General features: G+C 70.1%; 22 protein-coding genes. 15 read left to right on the forward strand and 7 right to left on the reverse strand.

All coding sequences use genetic code 11. From position 1 onward, the window contains the following. Positions 1-60: 60 nt before the first annotated feature. Positions 61-2058: a cation:proton antiporter domain-containing protein gene (locus tag KGA65_RS18390; RefSeq protein ID WP_225864571.1), complete on the reverse strand. Its 1998-nt coding sequence runs from the start codon at positions 2056-2058 to the stop codon at positions 61-63. An 84-nt stretch (positions 2059-2142) separates the two neighbouring features. Between KGA65_RS18390 and KGA65_RS18395 the strand changes: the two genes are divergently transcribed. From KGA65_RS18395 to lptC, 3 genes are read left to right on the forward strand one after another with little or no spacing between them, the layout of a single operon-like run. Then, a complete protein-coding gene (locus tag KGA65_RS18395) occupies positions 2143-3129 on the forward strand; it encodes a KpsF/GutQ family sugar-phosphate isomerase (protein WP_225864572.1) in 987 nt (328 codons plus the stop codon). Between the two features lies 1 nt (position 3130). Continuing rightward, the gene (locus tag KGA65_RS18400) at positions 3131-3721 is read left to right on the forward strand and encodes a KdsC family phosphatase (protein ID WP_225864573.1); all 591 of its coding nucleotides are present in this window, start codon (positions 3131-3133) and stop codon (positions 3719-3721) included. Positions 3722-3757: 36 nt separating this feature from the next. Beyond that, the gene (gene lptC / locus KGA65_RS18405) at positions 3758-4441 is read left to right on the forward strand and encodes an LPS export ABC transporter periplasmic protein LptC (RefSeq protein ID WP_225864574.1); all 684 of its coding nucleotides are present in this window, start codon (positions 3758-3760) and stop codon (positions 4439-4441) included. Between the two features lie 94 nt (positions 4442-4535). On the opposite strand, the gene rbp is transcribed toward lptC, so the two are convergent. Beyond that, positions 4536-4958, reverse strand: a complete 423-nt coding sequence (gene rbp / locus KGA65_RS18410; RefSeq protein ID WP_225864575.1) for an RNA-binding regulator — start codon at positions 4956-4958, stop codon at positions 4536-4538. Positions 4959-5245: 287 nt separating this feature from the next. On the opposite strand from rbp, the gene KGA65_RS18415 reads away from it, so the two are divergent. Further along, positions 5246-5884 (forward strand): MarC family protein, encoded by a 639-nt coding sequence (locus KGA65_RS18415; RefSeq protein WP_225864576.1) that lies wholly within the window; start codon positions 5246-5248, stop codon positions 5882-5884. Between the two features lie 18 nt (positions 5885-5902). Here the strand turns inward: KGA65_RS18415 and KGA65_RS18420 are convergent, their stop codons facing one another. After that, positions 5903-6808, reverse strand: a complete 906-nt coding sequence (locus KGA65_RS18420; protein WP_225864577.1) for a LysR family transcriptional regulator — start codon at positions 6806-6808, stop codon at positions 5903-5905. A 104-nt stretch (positions 6809-6912) separates the two neighbouring features. Between KGA65_RS18420 and KGA65_RS18425 the strand changes: the two genes are divergently transcribed. Next, on the forward strand, positions 6913-8598 hold the full coding sequence (locus KGA65_RS18425) for a GMC family oxidoreductase (protein WP_225864578.1): 1686 nt from the start codon (positions 6913-6915) through the stop codon (positions 8596-8598). A 272-nt stretch (positions 8599-8870) separates the two neighbouring features. After that, positions 8871-9632 (forward strand): sulfite exporter TauE/SafE family protein, encoded by a 762-nt coding sequence (locus KGA65_RS18430; protein WP_225864579.1) that lies wholly within the window; start codon positions 8871-8873, stop codon positions 9630-9632. Between the two features lie 60 nt (positions 9633-9692). Here KGA65_RS18430 and KGA65_RS18435 read toward each other — a convergent pair whose 3' ends face one another. Together KGA65_RS18435 and KGA65_RS18440 are read right to left on the reverse strand one after the other, a co-directional pair. Further along, positions 9693-11909 (reverse strand): malate synthase G, encoded by a 2217-nt coding sequence (locus KGA65_RS18435; RefSeq protein ID WP_225864580.1) that lies wholly within the window; start codon positions 11907-11909, stop codon positions 9693-9695. Between the two features lie 53 nt (positions 11910-11962). Next, positions 11963-12649 carry a haloacid dehalogenase type II gene (locus KGA65_RS18440; protein WP_225864581.1) on the reverse strand — a complete coding sequence of 229 codons (687 nt, stop codon included), beginning with the start codon at positions 12647-12649 and terminating at the stop codon, positions 11963-11965. Positions 12650-12741: 92 nt separating this feature from the next. Here KGA65_RS18440 and KGA65_RS18445 point away from each other — a divergent pair, with 92 nt between their 5' ends. Then, entirely contained in the window at positions 12742-13650 is a 909-nt protein-coding gene (locus KGA65_RS18445; protein WP_225864582.1) for a LysR family transcriptional regulator, read from the forward strand. A 92-nt stretch (positions 13651-13742) separates the two neighbouring features. After that, on the forward strand, positions 13743-14015 hold the full coding sequence (locus tag KGA65_RS18450; protein ID WP_225864583.1) for a hypothetical protein: 273 nt from the start codon (positions 13743-13745) through the stop codon (positions 14013-14015). An 84-nt stretch (positions 14016-14099) separates the two neighbouring features. On the opposite strand, the gene KGA65_RS18455 is transcribed toward KGA65_RS18450, so the two are convergent. Together KGA65_RS18455 and KGA65_RS18460 are read right to left on the reverse strand one after the other, a co-directional pair. Continuing rightward, on the reverse strand, positions 14100-14441 hold the full coding sequence (locus tag KGA65_RS18455; protein ID WP_225864584.1) for a PsiF family protein: 342 nt from the start codon (positions 14439-14441) through the stop codon (positions 14100-14102). A gap of 128 nt (positions 14442-14569) precedes the next feature. Next, on the reverse strand, positions 14570-15955 hold the full coding sequence (locus tag KGA65_RS18460) for a serine/threonine-protein kinase (protein ID WP_225864585.1): 1386 nt from the start codon (positions 15953-15955) through the stop codon (positions 14570-14572). Positions 15956-16127: 172 nt separating this feature from the next. Between KGA65_RS18460 and argS the strand changes: the two genes are divergently transcribed. The 7 genes from argS to KGA65_RS18495 all read left to right on the forward strand — a co-directional run bounded on the left by argS (position 16128) and on the right by KGA65_RS18495 (position 23629). Continuing rightward, positions 16128-17828: an arginine--tRNA ligase gene (gene argS / locus KGA65_RS18465; protein ID WP_225864586.1), complete on the forward strand. Its 1701-nt coding sequence runs from the start codon at positions 16128-16130 to the stop codon at positions 17826-17828. After that, on the forward strand, positions 17825-18589 hold the full coding sequence (locus tag KGA65_RS18470) for an SPOR domain-containing protein (protein ID WP_225864587.1): 765 nt from the start codon (positions 17825-17827) through the stop codon (positions 18587-18589). Before argS ends, KGA65_RS18470 begins: the two co-directional genes overlap by 4 nt. 55 nt (positions 18590-18644) lie before the next feature. Beyond that, the gene (locus KGA65_RS18475) at positions 18645-19292 is read left to right on the forward strand and encodes a thiol:disulfide interchange protein DsbA/DsbL (RefSeq protein WP_225864588.1); all 648 of its coding nucleotides are present in this window, start codon (positions 18645-18647) and stop codon (positions 19290-19292) included. A 132-nt stretch (positions 19293-19424) separates the two neighbouring features. Next, positions 19425-20024, forward strand: coding sequence for a lipopolysaccharide transport periplasmic protein LptA (gene lptA, locus KGA65_RS18480; RefSeq protein ID WP_225864589.1), 600 nt, complete (start codon positions 19425-19427; stop codon positions 20022-20024). Further along, positions 20021-20785, forward strand: coding sequence for an LPS export ABC transporter ATP-binding protein (gene lptB, locus KGA65_RS18485; protein ID WP_225864590.1), 765 nt, complete (start codon positions 20021-20023; stop codon positions 20783-20785). The genes lptA and lptB overlap by 4 nt, the downstream gene beginning before the upstream one ends. A 10-nt stretch (positions 20786-20795) precedes the next feature. After that, the gene (locus KGA65_RS18490; protein WP_225864591.1) at positions 20796-22319 is read left to right on the forward strand and encodes an RNA polymerase factor sigma-54; all 1524 of its coding nucleotides are present in this window, start codon (positions 20796-20798) and stop codon (positions 22317-22319) included. After that, positions 22316-23629 (forward strand): THUMP domain-containing class I SAM-dependent RNA methyltransferase, encoded by a 1314-nt coding sequence (locus KGA65_RS18495; RefSeq protein ID WP_225864592.1) that lies wholly within the window; start codon positions 22316-22318, stop codon positions 23627-23629. Before KGA65_RS18490 ends, KGA65_RS18495 begins: the two co-directional genes overlap by 4 nt. Positions 23630-23634 lie beyond the last annotated feature (5 nt).

A 23634-nucleotide genomic window follows, 5' to 3' on the forward strand; every position in this document is an offset into this window, starting at 1 on the left:
GGGGGAGGAACGGCGGCCGGCATTGTGCCGCCAAGCCGGCGGCCCGATCGCAAAAACTGACTAACCGGTCAGCAAACGGGCTTCGGCGCGGGCCAGGGCCTCGGGCAGGCCCGAGAGCACCAGCGTGTCGCCGCCGGCCAGCCTGAGGTCGTCGCCGGCCGGCAGCACATGGCCATCGGTGCGCCGCACCGACACCACGTGCACCCCCAGGCCGTCGAGCGCCAGCAAGCCCAGCGTGCGGCCCACGCTGACGGCGCCCGGGGGCAGGCTGACCGTGCGCAGGCGGGGCTGCTGGGCCTCGCTGGCGGTGTCGTCATCGGCGCCGTGAAAGTAGTCGCGCAGCAGGCCGTAGCGGGCGTAGCGGGCGTCCTGCACCAGCCGGATCACCCGCCGCAGTGGCACCCCCACCAGGGCCAGCGCCTGCGAGGCCAGCATCAGCGAGCCCTCCAGCGCCTCGGGCACCACCTCGGTGGCGCCGGCCGCGCGCAGCTTCTCCAGATCGGTGTCGTCCAGCGTGCGCACCACCACCGGCACCTGCGGCGCATGCTGCTGCACCAGGTGCAGCACCTTCAGGGCCGAGGGCGTGTCGTGGTAGCTGATGACCACCGCGCTGGCGCGCGACAACCCGGCCGCGATCAGGCTGGGCAGGCGGGCGGCGTCGCCGAACACCACGCTCTGGCCGGCCGCGGCGGCCTGGCGCACCCGGTCGGGGTCCAGGTCCAGCGCCATGTAGGGGATGTGTTCCTGTTCCAGCAGCCGGGCCAGGTTCTGGCCGCTGCGGCCGTAGCCGCAGATGATCACGTGGGATGCGTTGCGGATGGATTTCTTGGCGATCGCGGTCAGCTGCACCGACTGCATCAGCCAGTCGCTGCTGGCCAGGCGCAGCACGATGCGGTCGCTGTAGAGGATGACGAAGGGGGTGGCCAGCATCGACAGCACCATCGAGGCCAGCACCGGGCTCTGCCAGCGGGCGCTGATCAGCCCGTGGTCACCGCCCAGCGTCAGCAGCACGAAGCCGAACTCGCCCGCCTGGGCCAGGTACAGGCCGGTGCGCAGGGCCACGCCCGGGGGCGCCCGGAACACCCGGGCCAGCGCCGCCACCAGCGCGGCCTTGGTCAACACCGGCAGGGTGGTCAGGGCCAGCACCAGCCCCCAGTGGTCCCACACCGGGTGCCAGTCCAGCTTCATGCCGATGGTGATGAAGAACAGGCCCAGCAGCACGTCGTGGAAGGGCCGGATGTCGGCCTCCACCTGGTGCTTGTATTCGGTCTCGGCCACCAGCATGCCGGCGACGAAGGCGCCCAGCGCCAGCGACAGGCCGAAGTGCTCGGTCAGCCAGGCCAAGCCCAGCGTCACCAGCAACAGGTTGAGCATGAACAGCTCTTCGCTCTTGCGCCGGGCCACCAGGGTCAGCCACCAGCGCATCACCCGCTGGCCGCCCGCCAGCAGCACCGTCAGCAGCAGCACCGCCTTGAACAGGGCGCTGCCCAGCGTGGTCACCAGGCCCTGCCCGCCGCTGCCCAGGGCCGGGATCAGCACCAGCAGCGGCACCACGGCCAGATCCTGGAACAGCAGCACCCCCATCACCCGGCGGCCGTGTTCGCTCTCCAGTTCCAGCCGCTCGGCCATCAGCTTGACCACGATGGCGGTGGAGGACATGGCCACGGCGGCGCCCAGCACGAAGGCGCCCTGCCAGCCCAGGTCCCAGGGGACGCCGAACCAGCCGGTGAGCACCGTCAGCAGCTGGTTGCCCAGCACGGCGCCCAGCACCGTCAGCACCACCTGGGTCAGGCCCAGCCCGAACACCAGCGTGCGCATGCTCTTGAGCTTGGGCAGGTTGAACTCCAGCCCGATCGCGAACATCAGGAACACCACGCCGAACTCGGCCAGGTAGCCCATGGCGCTCGCATCGCGGGCGATGGCCAGCGCATTGGGGCCGATCACCACCCCCACCGCCAGGTAGCCCAGCATGGGGGGCAGCTTCAGCAGGCGGCAGCCCACCACGCCCAGCACGGCGGCAATCAGGTACAGCAGAACGACTTCGAGCGTGGTGGCCATGGATGGGGTGGGGCGGGGCCTGCCGGCGCGGACGGCAAGGGGTGGGATGCCTAAAATGGTCGCATTCTGAATCAGGCAGGCCCTTTGAACGCTGCAACCCCCTTCCAACCTGAGCGAGCCCTGAACCTGGCGCGCAATGCCATCGCCGCCGAGGCCCAGGCCCTGCTCGCGATGCGTGACCGTCTGGGTGAGGCCTTTGTGCAGGCCGTGCAGGCGATGCTGGACTCCAACCACCGCGTGGTGGTGATGGGCATGGGCAAGAGCGGCCATGTGGCGCGCAAGATCGCCGCGACGCTGGCCTCCACCGGCACACCGGCCTTCTTCGTCCACCCGGGCGAGGCCTCGCACGGCGACCTGGGCATGGTGATGCCCGGCGACACCGTGATCGCGCTGTCCAACTCGGGCGAGAGTGGCGAGATCAACGCCCTGCTGCCGTCGCTGCGCCGGCTGGGTGTGCGCTTGGTGGCGATGACCGGCAAGCCCGAATCGACCCTGGCCCGCCATGCCGACATCGTGCTGGATTCCTCGGTGGCCCAGGAGGCCTGCCCCCTGAACCTGGCCCCCACTGCCAGCACCACCGCGCAGATGGCGCTGGGCGATGCGCTGGCCGTGGCCCTGCTGGATGCGCGCGGCTTCCGCGAAGAGGACTTCGCCGCCTCCCACCCGGGGGGGGCGCTGGGCCGCAAGCTGCTGATGCATGTGCGCGACCTGATGCGCGCGGGCGACGACGTGCCGCGCGTCGGCCCCGACGCCAGCTTCAGCGACACCATGCGCGAGATGTCGCGCACCGGTTTCGGCGCCACGGCGGTGGTCAACGGGGACCGCGTGCTGGGCATCTTCACCGATGGCGACCTGCGCCGCCGCATCGAGGCCGGGCAGGACCTGCGCACGATGCGGGCGCGTGAGTTGATGCACCCGACCCCCAAGCTGGTGCGGGCCGATGCCCTGGCTGTGGACGCGGCGGACCTGATGGAGCGCCACCGCATCACCAGCGTGCTGGTGGTGGACGACGAAGGTCGGCTGGTGGGCGCGCTCAACAGCAACGACCTGATGCGGGCCAAGGTGATCTGAGATGGGGCAACCGACGACGGTGTCGCCCGCCCTGCGCTTCCCGCCCGAGCTGTTGCTGCGGGCGCAGGGGGCCGGCCTGGGCATCAAGGCTGCCCTGTTCGATGTGGACGGCGTGCTCACCGATGGCAGCGTCTTCATCGGCGAGGCGGGCGAGGTCTTCAAGGCCTTTTCCACGCTGGACGGCCATGGGCTGAAGCTGCTGGCCCAGGCGGGCATCGAGCCGGTGGTCATCACCGGGCGCGATTCGGCGGCGGTGCGCCGCCGGGTGGCGGACCTCGGCCTGCGCCACGCGCTCTATGGCGTGAAGGACAAGCTGGCGGCCGCCGGGCCGCTGCTGGCCACGCTGGGGGTGGACTGGCCGGACGTGGCCGCCATCGGCGACGACTGGCCGGACCTGCCGCTGCTGGCGCGGGCGGGCTTTGCCTGCGCGCCGGCCAATGCCCATGTGGAGGTGAAGGCGGTGGCCCACCACGTCACGTCGGTGCCAGGGGGCCAGGGCGCTGCGCGCGAGTTCTGCGACCTGCTGCTGATGGCCGCGGGTCGTTATGCCGGCCTGTTGCAGGGCCACCTGCAGACCCTGGATGGTCGCTGAGATGGTGGCCGGTGCCGTGCCGCACAGGGGGAGACGATGAGCGGCGAACTCCACCTGCCCGACCTGCCGGAAGTGCCGGTCAGCCTGGGCAAGACGACATCGGAGCCGCGCCAGGCCTGGCGGGCCCGGCTGGGCCGCTGGGCGGGCACGGCGCTGCCCCTGTTCATCATGGCGGTGCTGGCCGCGGCCACCTGGTGGCTGGTGAAGAACGCGCCGCAGCCGGAAGGGCCGCGTGCCACCGCGCCGGTGCGCCATGTGCCGGACTACCGGGTCGAGCGTTTCACGCTGGAGCGCTATGACGCCCAGGGCCAGCCAACCTCGCGCATCGAGGGCGAGCATGCGCGCCACTATCCTGACACCGACCAGTTCGAGGTCGACACGGTGCATGCGCTGTTCTATCACCCGGATGGCCGCGTGACCCGGGCGACGGCCCGCGAAGGTCTGGCCGCCGGCGACGGCAGCAAGGTGCAGCTGTTTGGCGCAGCCCAGGTGATCAGTACCAGCGCGCAGGGCGACACGGTGAACATGCTCGGCGAGGAGCTGACCGCGGAGCCGAAGATCCGGCGGATCTCGTCCGACAAGCCGGTGTCGGTGCGTCAGGGCAGCACCGAGGTGACGGCCGATGCCTTCAGCTACGACCAGGCCTCCGGCCAGATCACGCTGCACGGCCACACCCGGGCGGTGCTGATGCCCCGGGCGGCCAGCGCGGCGCGGCGCTGAGGCGCCAGGCCCGGAAAACGAGCCTGGGCCCGGAAAGCAAAACGCCCTGGCGGGCCAGGGCGTTCAGTGCAGTGAGACGACTGCGGCGCGGGGATCAGTAACCGCCGCGGCCACCGCCGCTGCGACCACCACCGCCGTAGGGGCTGCGGCCACCGCCGCCAAAGCCGCCACCGTTGCCGCCGCCGCCGTAGGGGCTGCGGCCACCGCCGCCGGCACCACCACCGAAGCCACCGCGGCTACCGCCACCACCGAAGCCGCCCGGACGCTCTTCGCGGGGACGGGCTTCGTTGACGACGATGTTGCGGCCTTCCAGAGGCTGACCGTTCATGCCGTTGATCGCGGCTTGGGCCTCGGCGTCCGAGCCCATTTCCACGAAGCCGAAGCCCTTGGAACGGCCGGTTTCGCGGTCCATCATCACCTTGGCGGAGGTGACGGTGCCGAACTCGGAAAACGCTTGTTGCAGAGAGTCGTCGCGCACGCTGTAAGCGAGGTTACCGACGTAAAGCTTGTTTCCCATGGGGGAAGCTCCTTTCAATCACCAAAAGACCATGTGGAGCTTCAACCCAGCGTGAACCATCAAGCGAAGGTGCCGCGTCCAGACACAGCATTCAACCCCCACCCCTTTCGGAATGGGTTGCGAGGCATTATGAACACAATTGATCGTGCGGAGTAAAGGGGTCGGCTTCAATCTGTTGTTTTGATGCCCCTAAAGACAGGGGGGTGGATGGAATTCGGTCTTTGGCGCCCAAGACCGACAACTCTGCGGCCCTGAAACCGGCCGCTTGCCGCCAGAATCGGAGCGCCATGGATCTGATCAAGCCCCTGATTGCGCTGCTGGCGATCGTCAACCCGATCGGGGCGGTGCCTTTTTTCATCCATTTCACCCAGGGGCTGCCCGCGGCGGAGCGCCAGCGCACCATCCGCGTGAGCTCGCTGACGGCCTTCGCGGTGATCGCGGTCAGCGGCATCGCCGGCCTGAAGATCATTGCCTTCTTCGGCATTTCGGTGGCCTCGTTCCAGGTGGGCGGCGGCATGCTGCTGCTGGTGTCCTCGCTGAACATGCTCAACGCCAAGCCGGGTGAGAGCCGTCCGGGGGATGTGGACCAGGGCCGGGCCAAGGCCGAGTCCGGGGCCTCGATCGCGGTGGTGCCGCTGGGCATTCCGCTGCTGACCGGGCCGGCCACCATCTCGACGATGGTGATCTACGCCGAGAAGACCCGCACCTTCTGGGAGCATGCGGTGCTGGTGGGCTATGGCGTCGTGATCGGGGCGGCCACCTACCTGGCGTTTTCGGCCGCCGGCCGCATCGCCCGGGTGCTGGGCCAGACCGGCATCAACGTGATGGTGCGGCTGATGGGCCTGATCCTGGCCGCGATGGCGGTGGAACTGCTGGCCGACGGGCTGGGCGTGCTGTTCCCGGTGTTGACCACGCGGGGGCACTGAGCCGGCATCTGGCCGGCCTCAGGGGCTGTTGCGCCAGATCGCGGCGGCGGCCTCGAACAAGGTGTCCAGCGCCGCCGCCCGGTCCGCCTCGGGCTGGTGGGCCCGCGCTGCCAGCGAGAGCGTGGTGTCCAGCCGGTGCTCGCGCGAGACCGCCAGGCCGCCCACGTGGGCTTCGCGCAGCGCCACCGCCTCCCGCGCCAGGCTCAGGCCGAAGCCGGCCCGCACCAAGTCCAGCATCGAGGCCTCCTGGTCCACCCGGGCCACGGTGCGGCGCTCCGTGCCGGCGAACACCGGCCGCAACAGGGCGTGGTGCACCGATTCGCGCGGGGTGTCGATCCAGGGCAGTGCGGCCAGCTCCTCCCAGCGCCGGCCGTCCAGCCGGCCTTGCCAACCGCGCGGCGCCACCACCACATAGCGCACCGGGGCCAGCGTCTGCACCCGCCAGCCGCTGCCGTGGGTCTCGCCCAGGCAGAAACCCAGGTCGACGCGCCCCTGCTGCACCTCGTCGAGCACGCTGCCCGAGATGCCGTGGCGCAGTTCCGGGTGCAGGTGCGGGCCGCGCTCGCGCACCGCGCGCAGGAATTCGCCCAGACGGATGGCCGGCGGGTCCAGGATGGTGCCCACCACCACCGGCACCGCCGGAGCCGCCTGCCCATCCACCGGGGCGGCGCGGGCCAGCAGCGTGAAGCGCTCGGCGGCGTTCACCGTGTCGCGCGCCGCGGGCAGCAGCCGCTCGCCCTCGGCGCTCAGTCGCAGGCCGCGGCCGGTGCGCTCGGTCAGCACCTGGCCGATGCGGGCCTCCAGCGCCGAGAGCTGCATCGACAGGGCCGAGGGGCTGCAGTGCAGGGCGTCGGCGGCACGGCCCAGCGTGCCGTGGTCGGCAATGGCCACCAGGGCCTGGAGTTGGCGCAGATCGGCGCGCATGTGATTTCAAGATTCCTGAAATGAGACCCTGGGCACAAGTGTGCTCAGCCTGCAGCGTTTTGCCTAGAGTGGCCGCCAGGAGACCAACGAAATTGAAATCAACCATGGCCAACACCGGCACCGCACAGGGACCTGTCCAGGATTTCGACATCGTCGTGGTGGGGGCTGGCACGGCCGGCTGCCTGCTGGCCAACCGGCTCTCGGCCGATCCGGCCTGCCGGGTGCTGCTGATCGAGGCGGGCGGCAAGGACGACTACCTCTGGATCCACATCCCCGTCGGCTACCTCTACTGCATCGGCAATCCGCGCACCGACTGGCTGTTCCAGACCGATGCCGACCCGGGCCTGAACGGCCGCCGGCTGCGCTACCCGCGCGGCAAGGTGCTGGGCGGCTGCTCCAGCATCAACGGCATGATCTACATGCGTGGCCAGTCGCGCGATTACGACGGCTGGGCCGAGCGGGTGGATGACCCGGCCTGGCGCTGGGAGCACTGCCTGCCCGCGTTCCTGGCCCACGAGGACCACTGGCGCGGCGCCAGCGCGGTGCACGCCGCCCCTGGGTTCGACCCCCAGGGCGCGCGGGCCGGGGGCGAGTGGCGGGTGGAACGCCAGCGCCTGTCCTGGAAGGTGCTGGACGCCTTTGCCCGGGCCGCCGAGGAGCACGGCATTCCCGCCACCGAGGACTTCAACCGCGGCAACAACGAGGGGGTGGGCTACTTCGAGGTGAACCAGCGCAGTGGCTGGCGCTGGAACGCGGCCAAGGCCTTTCTGCGGCCGGCCCTGGACCGGGACAACCTGCAGGTGTGGACCGGGGCGACGGTGAGCCGGCTGCTGACCACACCGGATGCCGATGGCGTGCCGCGGGTCACCGGCGTCGAGGTGCTGCCGCATGGCGGCGGTGTCCCGCTGGTGGCGCGGGCCCGGCAGGAGGTGGTGATGGCCGCCGGGGCGGTCGGCACGCCCACCATCCTGCAGCGTTCGGGCATCGGCGCCGGTGCCTTCCTGCACGGGCTGGGCATCGCCCCGGTGCACGAGCTGCCGGGCGTGGGCGCCAAGCTGCAGGACCACCTGCAGATCCGCGCGGTGTTCCAGGTGGACGGCGTGCCCACCCTCAACACGCTGGCGCAGACCTGGTGGGGCAAGCTGCGCATCGGGCTGGACTATGCGCTGCGCCGCCGCGGCCCGATGAGCATGGCGCCCTCGCAGCTGGGGGCCTTCACCCGCTCGTCGGAGCGCTATGCCTGGCCCAACGTGCAGTACCACGTGCAGCCGCTGTCGCTGGAGGCCTTTGGCGAGCCGCTGCACCGCTTCAACGCCTTCACGGCCAGCGTCTGCAACCTCAACCCGAGCTCGCGCGGGCGCATCCAGATCACCTCGGCCGACCCGGCGGCCGCACCGTCCATCCTGGCCAACTACCTGAGCACCGAGGAGGACCGCCAGGTCGCGGCCGATTCGCTGCGGCTGACACGGCGCATCGCGGCCATGCCGGCGCTGGCGTCCTACCGGCCGCGCGAGGTCAAGCCCGGCATCCAGTACCAGAGCGACGAGGACCTGGCCCGGCTGGCCGGCGACATCGGCACGACCATCTTCCACCCGGTGGGCACCTGCGCGATGGGGCGCGACGACGACCCGCAGGCGGTGGTCGACAGCCGCCTGCGGGTGCGTGGCCTGCGGGGCCTGCGGGTGGCCGATGCCAGCGTCATGCCCACCATCACCAGCGGCAACACCAACTCGCCGACACTGATGATCGCCGAGCGGGCGGCCGGCTGGATTCGCGCAGACAGGGGTTAGCCCCGATGTGCCTCAAGGCCCCGCGCCATTAAAGTGCATGCACTCTCAGCGAAAAGCCCCTCTGTGGTGCGCTGCTGTAGGGGGCCGAGGAGACAAAAACCGTTGGGCTGAGACCGAGAACTCAAGTCAGCCCGTTCGGCACCAGGCCGGTACACCGGTTCCGGGCCGAACACGTCACAGTGTGACAATCAAGGGCGCCAGCCATCCGCTGGCGCCCTTGTTCATTTCCGGCGTGCACCGCGCCTCTGCTTCGCGCTTGCGCACCTTTGACGATGTGGGATCTGCTGTGGGTGGCGGCCGCCTCTGGGCTGGCCGGTTGTGTCGATGCCATCGTGGGCGGTGGTGGGTTGATCCTGGTGCCGGCCCTGTTCGCCACCTACCCGGCGGCCGCGCCGGCCAGCCTGATGGGCACCAACAAGGGGGGCGCGATCTGGGGCACGGCCTGGGCGGCGGGGCAGTTCGCGCGCCGGGTGCAGCTGCGCTGGGCCGCGCTGGGGCCGGCGGTGGGCGCGGCCCTGTTGGGCAGCTTCGTCGGGGCCTGGACCCTGACCCAGGTGCATGCCGACAGCCTGCGCCGCGCCCTGCCCTTCGTGCTGGCGGTGATCCTGCTCTACACCCTGGCCCGCAAGGACCTGGGGCGGGTCCACGCGCCGCGGCTGGCCGGCCGCGCGGAGGCCGTGGCCGCCGGCCTGATCGGTCTGTGCATCGGCTTCTACGACGGCTTCTTCGGCCCGGGCACCGGCAGCTTCTTCGTCTTCCTGTTCGTGCGCGTGCTGGGCTACGACTTCCTGAATGCCTCGGCCGCGGCCAAGCTGCTCAACACGGCCACCAACGCGGCGGCGCTGGCACTGTTCATCGCCAAGGGCCACATCTGGTGGCAGGTGGCGGCGGTGCTGGCGGTGGCCAATGTGGCCGGCAGCCTGCTGGGCACCCGGCTGGCGCTGCGCCATGGCGCCGGCTTCGTGCGCGGCGTGTTCATCGTCGTCGTCGGGGCGCTGATCCTCAAGACCGGCTGGGACGCTTTCGGGCGCTGAGATCCACCCATGAAAAAGGCCACCCCGCGGGGTGGCCCTGCGTCCGGCAACGGCGCGGGTTCAGGCCCGGCGGGCGGCCTTCACCTTCAGGCGCCAGGCGTGCAGCAGCGGCTCGGTGTAGCCGCTGGGCTGCGCCTGGCCCTTGAACACCAGGTCCAGCGCCGCGCGGTAGGCGAAGCTGGTCTCGGCGTGGCCGGCCATCGGCAGGTACAGCGGGTCGCCAGCGTTCTGCTGGTCCACCACCGCGGCCATGCGCTCGAAGGTCTCGCGCACCTGGGCCTCGGTCACCACGCCGTGCAGCAGCCAGTTGGCCACGTGCTGGCTGGAGATGCGCAGCGTGGCGCGGTCTTCCATCAGGCCGATGTTGTGGATGTCGGGCACCTTGGAGCAGCCCACGCCCTGGTCGATCCAGCGCACCACATAACCCAGAATGCCCTGGATGTTGTTGTCGATCTCCTGCTGGCGCTCGGCGACGCCCCAGGTCGCTTCGGCCACCACCGGGATGGTCAGCAGGTCGTTCAGCAGCTTTTCGTGCAGGCCGCTGGTGACCATGGTGGCGGCCTCGGCTTCCAGCGTCTGCTGCACCTCGGCCACATTGACCTGGTGGTAGTGCAGTGCGTGCAGCGTGGCGGCGGTGGGGCTGGGCACCCAGGCGGTGTTGGCGCCGGCCTTGGGGTGGCCGATCTTCTGCTTGAGCATCTCGGCCATCAGGTCGGGCATGGCCCACATGCCCTTGCCGATCTGGGCGCGGCCGCGCAGGCCGCACTGCAGGCCGATCAGCACGTTGCGGCGCTCGTAGGCGGCGATCCAGGCGCTGCCCTTGATGTCGCCCTTGCGCATCATCGGGCCGGCCAGCATGGCGGTGTGCATCTCGTCGCCGGTGCGGTCCAGGAAGCCGGTGTTGATGAAGGCCACGCGGCTGGCGGCCGCGGCGATGCAGGCCTTCAGGTTGACCGAGGTGCGGCGCTCCTCGTCCATGATGCCCAGCTTGACGGTGCTGTCGGGCAGGCCCAGCAGCTGCTCGACGCGGGAGAACAGCTCGGCGGCGAAGGCCACCTCGACCGGGCCGTGCATCTTGGGCTTGACGATGTAGACCGAGCCGCTGCGCGAGTTGGTGATGCCGTTCTGGCCGCGGCGTTGCAGGTCGTGCATCGCGATCGCGGTGGTGATCACCGCGTCCAGGATGCCTTCGGGAATTTCCTTGCCCTCGGCGCCCCACAGGATGGCCGGGTTGGTCATCAGGTGGCCCACGTTGCGCACGAACATCAGGCTGCGGCCGTGCAGGCTGACGCTGCCCTGGCCGTTCGGCGCGGTGTAGACGCGGTCGGGGTTCAGACGGCGGGTGAAGGTGGTGCCGCCCTTGCTCACTTCCTCGGTCAGCGTGCCCAGCTGGATGCCCAGCCAGTTGCGGTAGGCCAGCACCTTGTCCTCGGCATCCACCGCGGCGACGGAGTCTTCCAGGTCCAGGATGGTGGACAGGGCCGCTTCGACGATCACGTCGCTCACGCCGGCGGCATCGCTCTGGCCGATCGGGGTGCTGCGGTCGATCTGGATGTCCAGGTGCAGGCCGTGGTGGACCAGCAGCACGCTCTTGGGCGCGGCGGCCTCACCCTGGTAGCCCACCAGCTGGGCCGGGTGGGCCAGGCCGGTGTGGGTGCCGTTCTTCAGCGTGACCACCAGTTGGCCGGCCTCGATGGCGTAGCCGGTGGCGTCCCCATGGCTGGCGCTGACCAGCGGCGCGGCCTGGTCCAGCACCTGGCGGGCGAAGGCGATGACCTTGGCGCCGCGCACCGGGTTGTAGCCCTTGCCCTTCTCGGCGCCGTCGGTCTCGGGGATGGCATCGGTGCCGTACAGCGCGTCGTACAGGCTGCCCCAGCGCGAGTTGGCGGCGTTCAGCGCATAGCGGGCGTTCAGGATGGGCACCACCAGCTGCGGGCCGGCCTGCACGGCCAACTCGGCGTCCACGTTCGTGGTGGTGGCGCTCACGTTGGCCGGCTCGGGCACGATGTAGCCCAACTGCGTCAGGAAGGCACGGTAGGCCGGCATGTCGGTGATGGGGCCCGGGTGGGCGCGGTGCCAGGCGTCCATCTCGGTCTGGATGCGGTCGCGCTCGGCCAGCAGGGCGGCGTTCTTGGGCGCCAGGTCGGCGACGATCTGGTCGAAGCCGGCCCAGAAGGCGGCTTTGTCCACGCCGATGCCCGGCAGCACCTCGTCCTCGACGAAGCGGAAGAGTTCGGTGGCCACCTGCAGGCCGTGGATGGGGGTGCGTGCGTTCATATCGTCACCTCGGGTCGGTCAGAGAAGAAAGGAAAGAAAAACGGGGTGCGGCCTCAGGCCGCGGGAAAGAAGTCCAGCACGTCGCGCAGGCTGTGGCCGATGCGCGTGGGTTCGGTGCCCAGCCGTTCCAGCGGGCCGCCGGCGCGGTTCACCCACAGGGTGGTGAAGCCGAACCAGGTGGCGCCGATGGCGTCCCAGCCGTTGCTGGAGACGAAGAGGATCTCGCGCGCCGGCAGCTGCAGCGCGTCCAGGCCCACCTGGTAGGCGGCCGGATCGGTCTTGAAGCGGCGGGTCTCATGCACGCTCAGCACCGGGTCCAGCAGGCCGCCGAAGCCGGCGCTGCGCACCGCGATGGCCAGCATCTCCGGGTCGCCGTTGGAGAGGATGCCGGCGCGCACGCCACGCGCCTTCAGGGCCTGCAGCACCTCGCGGTTCTCCGGGAAGGCCGACAGGTGCCGGTACTCGTTCATCAGCCGGTCCTCGGCCTCGGGCGCCAGGGCCAGGCCCAGCTTCTCGGCGCTGAACTGCAGCGCGTTGCGGGTCAGGGTCCAGAAGGGCTGGTAGGTGCCGCTCATCGAGACCAGCCGGGTGTATTCGATCTGCTTGTCGCGCCAGAGCTGGGCCAGCCGGTCCCCGGCACCGGGAAACAGCTGCTCGGCCAGCAGCCCGACGCTGTACACGTCGAACAGGGTGCCGTAGGCGTCGAAGAGCACGGCACGGGGCGGAGGGCGCTTTTCCATGTTGCCAATCTATTCGATACTTGGCAGAACATTAATACCGATGAAGTCGATTGATTCGTGACTAAAAGGATCGAATCAGCGGCGCCGATCGCATGGACCGCCTCAAGCAGATGGAAACCTTCGTGGCCGTGGCCAGCCGCGGCTCGCTCAGTGCCGCGGCCCAGGCCGAGGGCGTGGCCCCGGCCGTGATCGGCCGGCGCATGGATGCGCTGGAAGCCCGGCTGGGCGTGAAGCTGCTGACCCGCACCACCCGTCGCATCACCCTGACCCACGAGGGCAGCGCCTTTCTGGAGGACTGCCAGCGCCTGATCGCCGACTTCAACAACGCCGAGGCCAGCGTCTCGGCGGGGGGTGTGAAAGCGAGTGGTCACTTGCGGGTGACGGCGCCAGCCGGCTTTGGCCGCCGGCATGTGGCGCCGCTGGTGCCGGCCTTCCTGGCCGAGCACACCGAGGTGACCCTGTCGCTGAATCTGTCCGACCGGGTGGTGGACATCGTCAACGAGAACGTGGACTGTGCGGTGCGGGTGGGCGACCTGCCCGACTCGCGGCTGGTCAGTGTGCGCCTGGCCGACAACCGCCGCCTGTGCGTGGCCACGCCCGCCTACCTGGCCCGGGCCGGCGTGCCGCAACAACCCTCGGACCTGCTGCGCCACGACTGCCTGACGCTCAGCTCCGACGCCAGCCAGACCCGCGGCTGGGCCTTCCGGATCGAGGGCGAGGTGAGCCACCTGCGCCCGCGCGGCCGGCTCGACTGCAGCGACGGCCAGGTGCTGCACGAGTGGTGCCTGCAGAGCCTGGGCATCGCCTGGCGCAGCACCTGGGAGGTGCAGGCCGACCTGGCAGCCGGCCGGCTGGTCAGCGTGCTGGACGACTTCGCGGCGCCGCCCAACGGCATCTACGCGGTCTTTCCCAGCGCCCGCCACCTGGCGCTGCGGGTGCGGCTGTGGATCGATTTCCTCAAGCACACCTATGGCGACCCGGCCTACTGGCGCAGCCGCTGAGCACCGCCCTCGTCGTTCCCCCCTCTTGCCCCCGGGCCGGTGGGCCTGCTAGCCTGGGGCCGGCATGTGCCGCGGCTGCAAGGAGACGCCCGATGATGGACAAGGTTCAGATGGAAATGGCCAAGACGCTGTGGGAGCAATCCAAGGCGTCCGTGCGGCAGGCCCAGGATGCCTGGACGATGGTGCTGAAGTCCCAGCAGACGCTGCTCAATTCGATGCGGCCGGCCGGGGCGCCCTTCGGGCTGGCGGCGGACCAGTTCGAGAAGCTGGTGAAGTTCCAGGCCGAGCAGCAGCAGGCGGCAGTGGCCTTTGTGGAGAAGATGTCGGCCGAGTACACCAAGCTGTTGGAGCAGCAGAAGCGCTGACTCACCGACCGGGGCCCGCGCAGCAGCGGGGCCACGAAAAAGCCCGGCAGGTGCCGGGCTTTCTTTTGGGCATGCGCCGAGGGCTTACTTCGCGCTCAGGCATTCCTTCATGAAGGCCTTGCGTTCGGCGCCCTTGAGCGCCTTGGTCTTGGCGTCGGCGTTGCAGGTCGTCATCTTTTCCTGTTGCGCGGTCTTGGCCGAGCCCGAGGCGGCGGCCATCGGCGCCTTGGCGCCCAGGCATTCCTTCATGAAGGCCTTGCGTTCGGCGCCCTTCTTGTCACCGGCCTGCTCGTTGCAGGCGCCCATCTTGCTCTGTTGAGCGGTCTTGGCCTTGGGGCCGGAGGCGGCGGCAGAAGCCGGCGCGGGCTGGGCCAGGGCCAGACCCGCCAGGGATGCCAGTGCGGCGGCCAGGATCAGTTTCTTCATGAGGTCCTCTGCGTGTGGTTGCTGTGAGATGTGGAGACGGTGCCGCAAGCGTATGACACTGTCCTGACCATTTCAACGCAAACCATTGCGCGCCGTTGACCCCCGTCAGGGGGAGACGCCCCCGCCACTCAGAGGATGCGCTGCGGGTGCTGCAGCGCCGCATGGGCCTCGTTGAGCCGGCGCACCAGCACCCGGATGAAACCGCTGTCGAAGCGGTGGCGGGTCCGCTCGCTCAAATGTTCCATCGCGTCGGGCGTGAACGAGATCGTGGTGCAGGGCTGGCTGACCACCACATCGGCCGAGTGCTTGCGCAGGTCCGGGCTGGGCGCCAGGTAGGCCAGCTCGCCCACCGAGGTGCCGGCGCCGAAGCTGGCCACCTTCTGGCCATCGCGGAACACCTCCACCTCGCCCTGGGCGAGGATGTGGAAGCGCCGCCCTTCCTGCCCGGCCTTGTAGATGGGGTGGCCCAGCGGGAAGCGCTGCCAGCGGGCGCGGTGCACCACCTCCCACAGCTCCACGTCGCCGAAGTCGGTGAAGAAGTCCAGGTGGCGCAGCAGCGTGAAGCGTTCCGAATCCAGCACCCGCTGCAGCGGGCCGCGCGGCACCTCGTTGCGGGTGATCAGGGCCGAGAGCTGGTTGGCGAAGTCGTCCCAGCTGGCGGGGCGGTCCTCGGCCTTCTTGGCCATGGCGCCGCGGATCACCTGGTCCAGCGCCTCGGTGACGCCTTCGCGGCAGCCCACCAGCGGGTCGGGCTCCCGGTGCCAGATCATGTTCAGCAGCGCGCCCTGGTTGTCGGCCTCGAACGGCGGGCGGCCGGCGATCAGGTGGTAGAGCACGGCGGCCAGCGAATAGATGTCGGCCCGGCAGTCCACCTCGGCACCGTCGAGCTGCTCGGGCGAGATGTAGGCCAGCGAGCCGACCCGGTGCACCTGGGTCTGGTCGGAGGCCAGGTCCAGCACACTGCCGAAATCGCTGATCTTCAGCGTGGTGATGTCGTCGCCGTCCACCGTGACCAGGATGTTGGCCGGCTTGACGTCACGGTGCACCAGGCCCTGGCGGAACATGTAGCCCAGCGCCATCGCGCACTTGAAGCCCACTTCCACCACCTGTTCCAGCGACAGCAGGCGCTCGGGGGTGCAGAAATGCCGCAGCGTGACGCCGGGCACGTACTCCATCACCAGGTAGCGCGAATCCGGGGCCTCGACCGCGTCCAGCAGCTGCACCACGTTCGGGTGGTTGAGCTTGCCCACCAGGGCGGCTTCGGCGGCGAAGAAGCGGTCGGAGAACCGCATCTCGGCCGCGGTGGCGTGGGGCCGGGCCTGCACCCGCTTGATCGCCACCACCCGGTTGCTGAAGCGGTCGTGCGCCAGAAAGACCTCGCTGGTGGCGCCGGTGCCCAGGCGGGATTCCACCCGGTACTTGCCGATGGTCGTCGGCAGATCCGGCTGCAGCGCCAGCGTCACGGTGGATTCGTGGCGGTCGGCGCGGCCAAGGGTCGAAGTGGACGAGGACATGGGCGCTGGGGGTCGGCCGGACGGTCGGGCAGGGAATTCCATGGTGCCAGTCCCCTCCCGGGGGTATTGCCGGAAAGAACGTGCCGTCCACCCGCCTTTTCGCCGCGAAGCCGGGGTGGCCCCGCCCGGGGGCGGCGGGCGGCGCGCAGGGCGCAACCTTAGAATCCCGGCCATGATCCAAGCCAAGGCAGAGCTCCAAGGTGCGCTGGCCGCTGCGGTCGCGCAGCTGGCCCCCGACGCCGCCCTCACCCCCCAATTCGAGTCGCCCAAGCAGGCCGCCCACGGCGACCTGGCCATCACGGTGGCGATGCAGCTGGCCAAGCCGCTGCGTTCCAACCCGCGCGCCGTGGCCGAGCAGCTGATCGTGGCCCTGAAGGCCCAGCCCGCCTTTGCGCGCTGGGTGTCTTCGCTGGAGATCGCCGGCCCGGGCTTCATCAACCTGCGCCTGGCGCCGGCCGCCAAGCAGGCGGTGGTGGGCGAGGTGCTGGCCGCCCCCGCGTCCTTCGGCCGCCAGCCGGCCAATGGCCAGAAGCTGATGGTGGAGTTCGTCTCGGCCAACCCGACCGGCCCGCTGCACGTGGGCCATGCCCGCCAGGGCGCGCTGGGCGACAGCCTGTGCAACCTGTTCGAGACCCAGGGCTGGGACGTCACCCGCGAGTTCTATTACAACGACGCGGGGGTGCAGATCGCCACGCTGGCCAACTCGACCCAGTGCCGCCTCCGGGGCTTGAAGCCCGGCGATGCCGATTGGCCTGAAAGTGCCTACAACGGCGACTACATTGCCGACATCGCCGCCGATTTCCTGGCCAAGAAGACGGTCAAGTCGGACGACCGCGAGTACACCGCCTCGGGCGACCCCGAGGACCTGGACAGCATCCGCCAGTTCGCCGTGGCCTATCTGCGCCATGAACAGGATCTGGACCTGCAGGCCTTCAGCGTCCGCTTCGACAACTACTACCTGGAGTCCAGCCTCTACACCAGCGGCCGGGTCGAGAAGACCGTCAACGCGCTGATCGCCGCGGGCAAGACCTACGAGAAGGATGGCGCGCTGTGGCTGCGCTCCACCGACGACGGGGACGACAAGGACCGGGTCATGCGCAAGACCGACGGCAGCTACACCTACTTCGTGCCGGATGTGGCCTACCACATCGCCAAGTGGGAGCGTGGCTTCACCAAGGTCATCAACTGCCAGGGCACCGACCACCACGGCACCATCGCCCGGGTGCGCGCCGGCCTGCAGGGCGTGGGCGTGGGCATCCCCAAGGGCTACCCCGACTACGTGCTCAACACGATGGTGCGGGTGATGCGCAACGGCGCCGAGGTCAAGATCAGCAAGCGCGCCGGCAGCTACGTGACGCTGCGCGACCTGATCGACTGGACCAGCCGCGACGCGGTGCGCTTCTTCCTGATCAGCCGCAAGGCCGACACCGAGTTCACCTTCGACATCGACCTGGCCCTGAAGCAGAACGACGAGAACCCGGTGTTCTACGTGCAGTACGCCCATGCCCGCATCTGCTCGGTGCTGGCCCAGGGCGCCACGCAAGGCCTGTCGCCCGAGGGGGCCGACCTGTCGCTGCTGAGCGCGCCGGCCGAGCTGGCGCTGATGCTCAAGCTGGCCGAGTACCCCGAGATGCTCAGCTCGGCGGCGGCCTCGCTGGCGCCGCACGACGTGGCCTTCTACGTGCGTGATCTGGCGGCGGCCTTCCACAGCTACTACGCGGCCGAGCGCTTCCTGGTGGAGGACAAGGCCCTGGCGCAAGCCCGCCTGGCCCTGCTGTCGGCCACGCGCCACGTGCTGCGCAATGCGCTGGCGGTGCTGGGCGTCAGCGCCCCAGAATCCATGTCTCGCGCGGAACAACAGGAGAACGCATGAAGCTCGGCAGCGGTGCCCGCCGGGGGGCGCAACGGGGTGGTTTCGTCCTCGGGATCATCGTCGGCCTGCTGGTGGGCCTGGCCATTGCCCTGGGCGTGGCGCTCTACATCGCCAAGGTGCCGGTGCCCTTCATGGACAAGGTCGGCCACCGCACGCCCGAGCAGGAGGCCCAGGAGGCCGAGAAGCTCAAGACCTGGGATCCCAACGCCGGCCTGGCCGGCAAGCAGGCCCCGCGTCCGGTGATGCCGGCCTCCGAGCCGGCCACCGAGGCCGCGCCAGCCCCGCGCACCGCGGGCGCCGCGTCCTCGCCGGTGCCGGTGGCCGTGGTGGGCAAGCCCGTGGCGGCCAAGCCGGCTGCCTCGGCCGCATCGGCCACGGCCAGCCCCAAGCCCAAGCACGAGACCCGCGACAGCCGTGACCCGGCAGCGATCCTGGCTGGCGAGCCCGTCAGTTCCAAGGCCGACAAGCCCGCCAAGACCGACAAGCCGGCGGAACCCGCGGCTGCCGGCGGTGATGCCTTCATCTACTTCGTCCAGGCCGGGGCCTACTCCAATTCGAACGACGCCGAGCAGCAGCGCGCGCGTCTGGCCATGCAGGGCCTGGTGGCCAAGGTGTCCGAGCGCGAGCAGGCCGGTCGCACCGTCTACCGGGTGCGCCTGGGGCCGTTCGACAGCCGGGATGAGGCCGAGCGCCAGCAGGACCGGCTCAAGGGGGCGGGCCTCGATTCCGCCCTGGTGCGGGTGGAGCGCAATCACCCCTGAGGCACGGCGGGCCCCGCCCGTCCGCGCTCACTTCTCTTGCAAGGAATCCATCCCCATGAATCGGCGTGAATTTCCCTGGCAGCTGGCCGGTCTGACCGGTCTTCTCTCCCTGACGGGCCGCGCGGCCCAGGCCCAGGGGGCGCCGGTCGAAGGCCGGGACTTCCTGCGCGTGTCGCCGCCGGTGCCGATCGCGCCGACCGGCAAGGTCGAGGTGGTGGAGTTTTTCTGGTACGGCTGCCCGCACTGCTTTGCGCTGGAGCCTTCGCTGGAGGCCTGGGTCAAGAAGCTGCCGGCCACGGTCCACTTCGAGCGCGTGGCCGCCACCTTCACCCCGATGCACAGCTACCACGCCCGCATCTACTACGCGCTGGAGATCCTGGGCAAGGTGGAGGCGCTGCATGCCAAGGTCTTTGCCGCCATGCATGTGCAGCACCAGCGGCTGGACAAGGACGCCGATGTGGTGGCCTTCTTCAACGGCCAGGGGCTGGACGGGCAGAAGGTGCTGCAGACGATGAAGTCCTTCACCGTCGAGGGCAAGCTGCGTCAGGCCAAGGCCCTGGCCGAGGGCTACAAGATCGACGGCGTGCCCACGCTGGGCTTCCAGGGGCGCTACACCACCTCGGCGGCCCTGACCGGCAGCGAGGCCCGGCTCTACGCCACCGCCGATGCGCTGATCGCGCGGCTGCGCAAAAGCCAGGGCTGAGCGCCTGCCCCCGCACCGGGCCTGAGCCGCCGTCCGGCCCGGTGCGCAAGTCCCTGCAAATTGCTCGGAACGCCCGACACGCAGGCGGGGATGTGCGTCGTAGAATGGTCTGCAATTTTCATGCCGAAACCCATGCCCTCGCGTCTTCGCCTTTCCCTGCTGGCCCTGTCCATCCTCATGGCGGTGGGTGTGGGCGCGCGCGCCGAGAAGACCGACCGCCAGAAGCCGCTGGTGGTCGAGAGCGACGGCAAGCAATCGGCCCAGGTGGATCTGGCGCGCAAGCTCACCGTGGTGTCGGGCAACGTCAGCATCAGCCAGGGCACGATGCTGATCCGGGCCGACCGGGTCGAGGTGCGCGAGCCGCAGGACGGCCTCTACAACGCGGTGGCCTTCAGCTGGCCCGCCCGCCAGGCCACCTTCCAGCAGAAGCGGGATGTGGCCGATGAGTTCATCGAGGCCCAGGCCGACCGCATTGAGTACGACGGCGCCAGCGAACGCATCAAGCTGCTGGGCAATGCCTGGCTGCGCATGCGCCGCGCCGGCACCGTGACCGACGAGGCCAGCGGCTCGGTCATCACCTACGACCAGCGCCAGGACACGGTGCAGTTCGACGGCCAGGGGCCGGCCAAGCCCGGCGTCGTGCCGGGCAAGGTGCGGCTGGTGTTCACGCCGCGCAGTGCGTCGGCGCCGGCCGCCGCCTCCGCGGCCAGCAGTGCGGGGGGCGCCCAGTGAGCGAGCGGCCCCTGCCCGCCCCCAGCCGTCTGGAAGCCTCCGACCTGCGCAAGACCTACGGGGCGCGCACCGTGGTCAAGAGCGTGCACCTGGCGGTGGCCGCCGGCGAGGTCGTCGGCCTGCTGGGCCCCAACGGTGCCGGCAAGACCACCACCTTCTACATGGTGGTGGGCCTGGTGCGCTGCGACGAAGGCCGCATCACCATCGATGGCACCTCGGTCGAGCGCATGCCCATCCACCTGCGTTCGCGCCTGGGCCTGTCCTATCTGCCGCAGGAAGCCTCCATCTTCCGCAAGCTCACCGTCGAGGAGAACATCCGCGCGGTGCTGGAACTGCAGATGGACGAACGCGGCAAGCCGCTGCAGGCGTCCGTGATTCAGCAGCAGCTCGACCGCTTGCTCAGCGACCTGAGCCTGACCGGCCTGCGCGACACGCCGGCCCCGGCACTGTCGGGCGGCGAGCGGCGCCGGGTCGAGATCGCCCGGGCGCTGGCCACCCAGCCGCGCTTCATCCTGCTGGACGAACCCTTTGCCGGTGTGGATCCGATCGCCGTGATCGAGATCCAGCGCATCATCGGCTTCCTCAAGGCGCGTGGCATCGGGGTGTTGATCACCGACCACAACGTGCGCGAAACCCTGGGCATCTGCGACCGGGCCTACATCATCAGCCAGGGTGATGTGTTGGCCGAGGGCACCCCGCAGCAAATCATCGAGAACCCGGACGTGCGCCGGGTCTACCTCGGTGAGCACTTCCGGATGTGAACCCGCGACGATGAAGCCCACCCTGCAGGTTCGCCTGTCCCAGCATCTGGCGCTCACGCCCCAGTTGCAGCAGTCCATCCGGCTGTTGCAGCTCTCGACGCTGGAACTGCACCAGGAAGTCGAGCAGATGCTCGAGCAGAACCCCTTTCTGGAGCCGGAGGACGACGGCGGCGGCTTTGACGAGATCGCGCCCCTGGACCGGGGCAGCCTCTCCCCCTCGACGGCCAGTGCCGGGACCGAGGAGGGCGGCGAGACCGGCGGGGGCAGCGAAGGCTCCGATGAGCCGGCGGGCATGGAAGCCTCCGACTTCGGCACCACCGAGCGTGCGGACTGGGAGAACGGCACCGAGGGGGATGACTTCGATGGCATCCGCGAGACGCCCAGCCACACGGCCTCTGGCGACGATGATTTCGAGCCCCAGGACCGGGCCGGCAGCGGCCCCACGCTGCAGGACCATCTGCGCACCCAGCTCAGCGGCATGCGCCTGGCCGACCGCGATGCCGCGGCGGTGCTGGCGCTGATCGAGTCGCTGGACGAGGACGGCTACCTGGATGGCTCGCTGGAGGAGATTGCCGAGCGCATCGCCGACTCGCTCGACATCACCGACCCCGAGGCGCGCGAGGCCCTGCAGGACGAACTGCGCTGCGGCCTGAAGTGGCTGCAGAGCCTGGAGCCGGCCGGCGTCGGCGCGGCCAACCTGTCCGAGTGCCTGGCGCTGCAGCTGCGCCAGCGGGCCGACACCCCGGCGCGCGCCTGCGCGCTGCAGATCGTGGCCGGCCACCTGGACCTGCTGGCCCGGCGCGACATGAAGAAGCTCGCCACCGCCACCGGCTGTGACGAGGCCACCGTGAAGGCCGCCCAGGCGATGATCATCGCCTGCGAACCCAAGCCCGGCCGGCCCTTCGCCCGGGCCGAGCAGCTGATCGTCGTGCCCGACGTCATCGTCGTGAAGTCCGGCCGCAACTGGAAGGCCACGCTCAACCCGGACGTGATGCCCAAGCTGCGCGTGTCCGACCTCTACGCCCAGGCCATCCGCGGCCAGCGCGGCGGCGGCAATCTGTCGGCCCGGCTGCAGGAGGCGCGCTGGTTCATCCGCAACATCCAGCAGCGCTTCGACACCATCCTGCGCGTGAGCTCGGCCATCGTCGAGCGGCAGAAGAACTTCTTCACCCATGGCGAGATCGCGATGAAGCCGCTGGTGCTGCGCGAGATCGCCGACGAGCTGGGCCTGCACGAATCCACCATCTCCCGCGTCACGACGGCCAAGTACATGGCCACGCCGCAGGGCACTTTCGAGCTGAAGTACTTCTTCGGCTCCTCGCTCAACACCGATGCCGGCGGCAACGCCTCCAGCACCGCGGTGCGCGCACTGATCAAGCAGTTCGTCGCGGCCGAGGACACCAAGAAGCCCTTGTCGGACAGCCAGATCGCCGACATGCTGGAAGAACAGGGCATCCAGGTGGCCCGCCGCACCGTGGCCAAGTACCGCGAGGCGCTCAAGATCGCGCCCGCCAACCTCCGCAAGGCTCTATGACCGTTTCCCCCACCCCGGCGCCCGGCGCAGCCGGTCCGCGCCGTGTGGTGCGGGCCGCCGGTTCCCGTCCTGCCAGCAGCGTCCGCCAGGGCACGCTGTTCCTGCCCTGCGCCGCCGGCACCGAGCCCTGGCTGGTCGAGGAATGCCAGGCCTTGCTGGGCCCGCAAGCCCGGGTCGAAGCCGGACGCGGCGGCGTCTATGTCGACGGCGGCCTGGCCGAGGCCATGCGCCTGAACCTGGGCAGCCGGCTGGCGCAGCGCGTGCTGTGGCAGGTGGCTGAGGGCGGCTACGCCAACGAGCACGACCTCTACGACCTGGCGCGCCGGGTGCGCTGGAGCGACTGGATCACGCCGCAGCAGACGCTGCGGGTGGATGCGAACGCCTGGCGCTCGCCGCTGCAAAGCCTGAACTTCGCCGCCCTGCGCATCAAGGACGCCGTGTGCGACCAGATGCGCGAGGCCTGCGGCGAGCGGCCCAGCGTCGACACCTACCACCCCGATCTGTCGCTGGTGCTGCACGTGGGGCCCGACCACGCCAGCCTGAGCGTGGACCTCTCCGGCGAGGCGCTGTTCAAGCGCGGCTGGCGCGAGGCCAAGGGCGAGGCGCCGCTGAAAGAAACCCTGGCCGCGGCGATGCTGGCGGCCATCGGCTGGCACGGCCGGCCCGAGGATGGTGGCCTGCTGGATCCGTGCTGCGGCGCCGGCACGATCGCCATCGAGGCCGCGCAGATCGCCTGCGGCATCGCGCCCGGCCTGCAGCGCCGCTTCGCCTTCGAGCGCCTGCTGCCCTTCCGGGACCAGCTGTCGGCCTGGCGCGAGATGAAGGCCGCGGCCCAGGCCGCCGTGCATGCGCCGGCGGTGCCGGTGTGGGCGGGCGACGTGTCCTTCCGCATGACCGACTTCGCCACGCGCAATGCCGAGCGGGCCGGCGTGACGCACGCGATCGAGTTCAAGACCGCCGATGCGCTGCAGCGCCCGGCGCCGGCCGAGCATGGCACCCTGCTGATGAACCCGCCCTACGGCGAGCGCATCGCGCCCAAGGGCACCGGCCAGGGCGGCACCCAGGGAGAGAAGTTCGAGGGCGCGGCCGATGCCGGCGAGTTCTACGCCCGCCTGGCCGCCCACTGGAAGAAGGGCTACAGCGGCTGGACGGCCTGGGTGCTGACGCCCGAGGCCAAGCTGCCCAGCCTGATGCGCCTGAAGGAAAGCCGGCGCATCCCGATGTGGAACGGGCCGATCGAGTGCCGGCTGTTCCGCTTCGACATGGTCGCTGGCTCGGCGCGCAAGGGCGCGGACAACCCCGCGCCCTGAGCCCT

The sequence above is a fragment of the Ideonella benzenivorans genome, from assembly GCF_020387415.1.
GTDB classification, from domain to species: Bacteria; Pseudomonadota; Gammaproteobacteria; order Burkholderiales; family Burkholderiaceae_C; genus Ideonella; species Ideonella benzenivorans.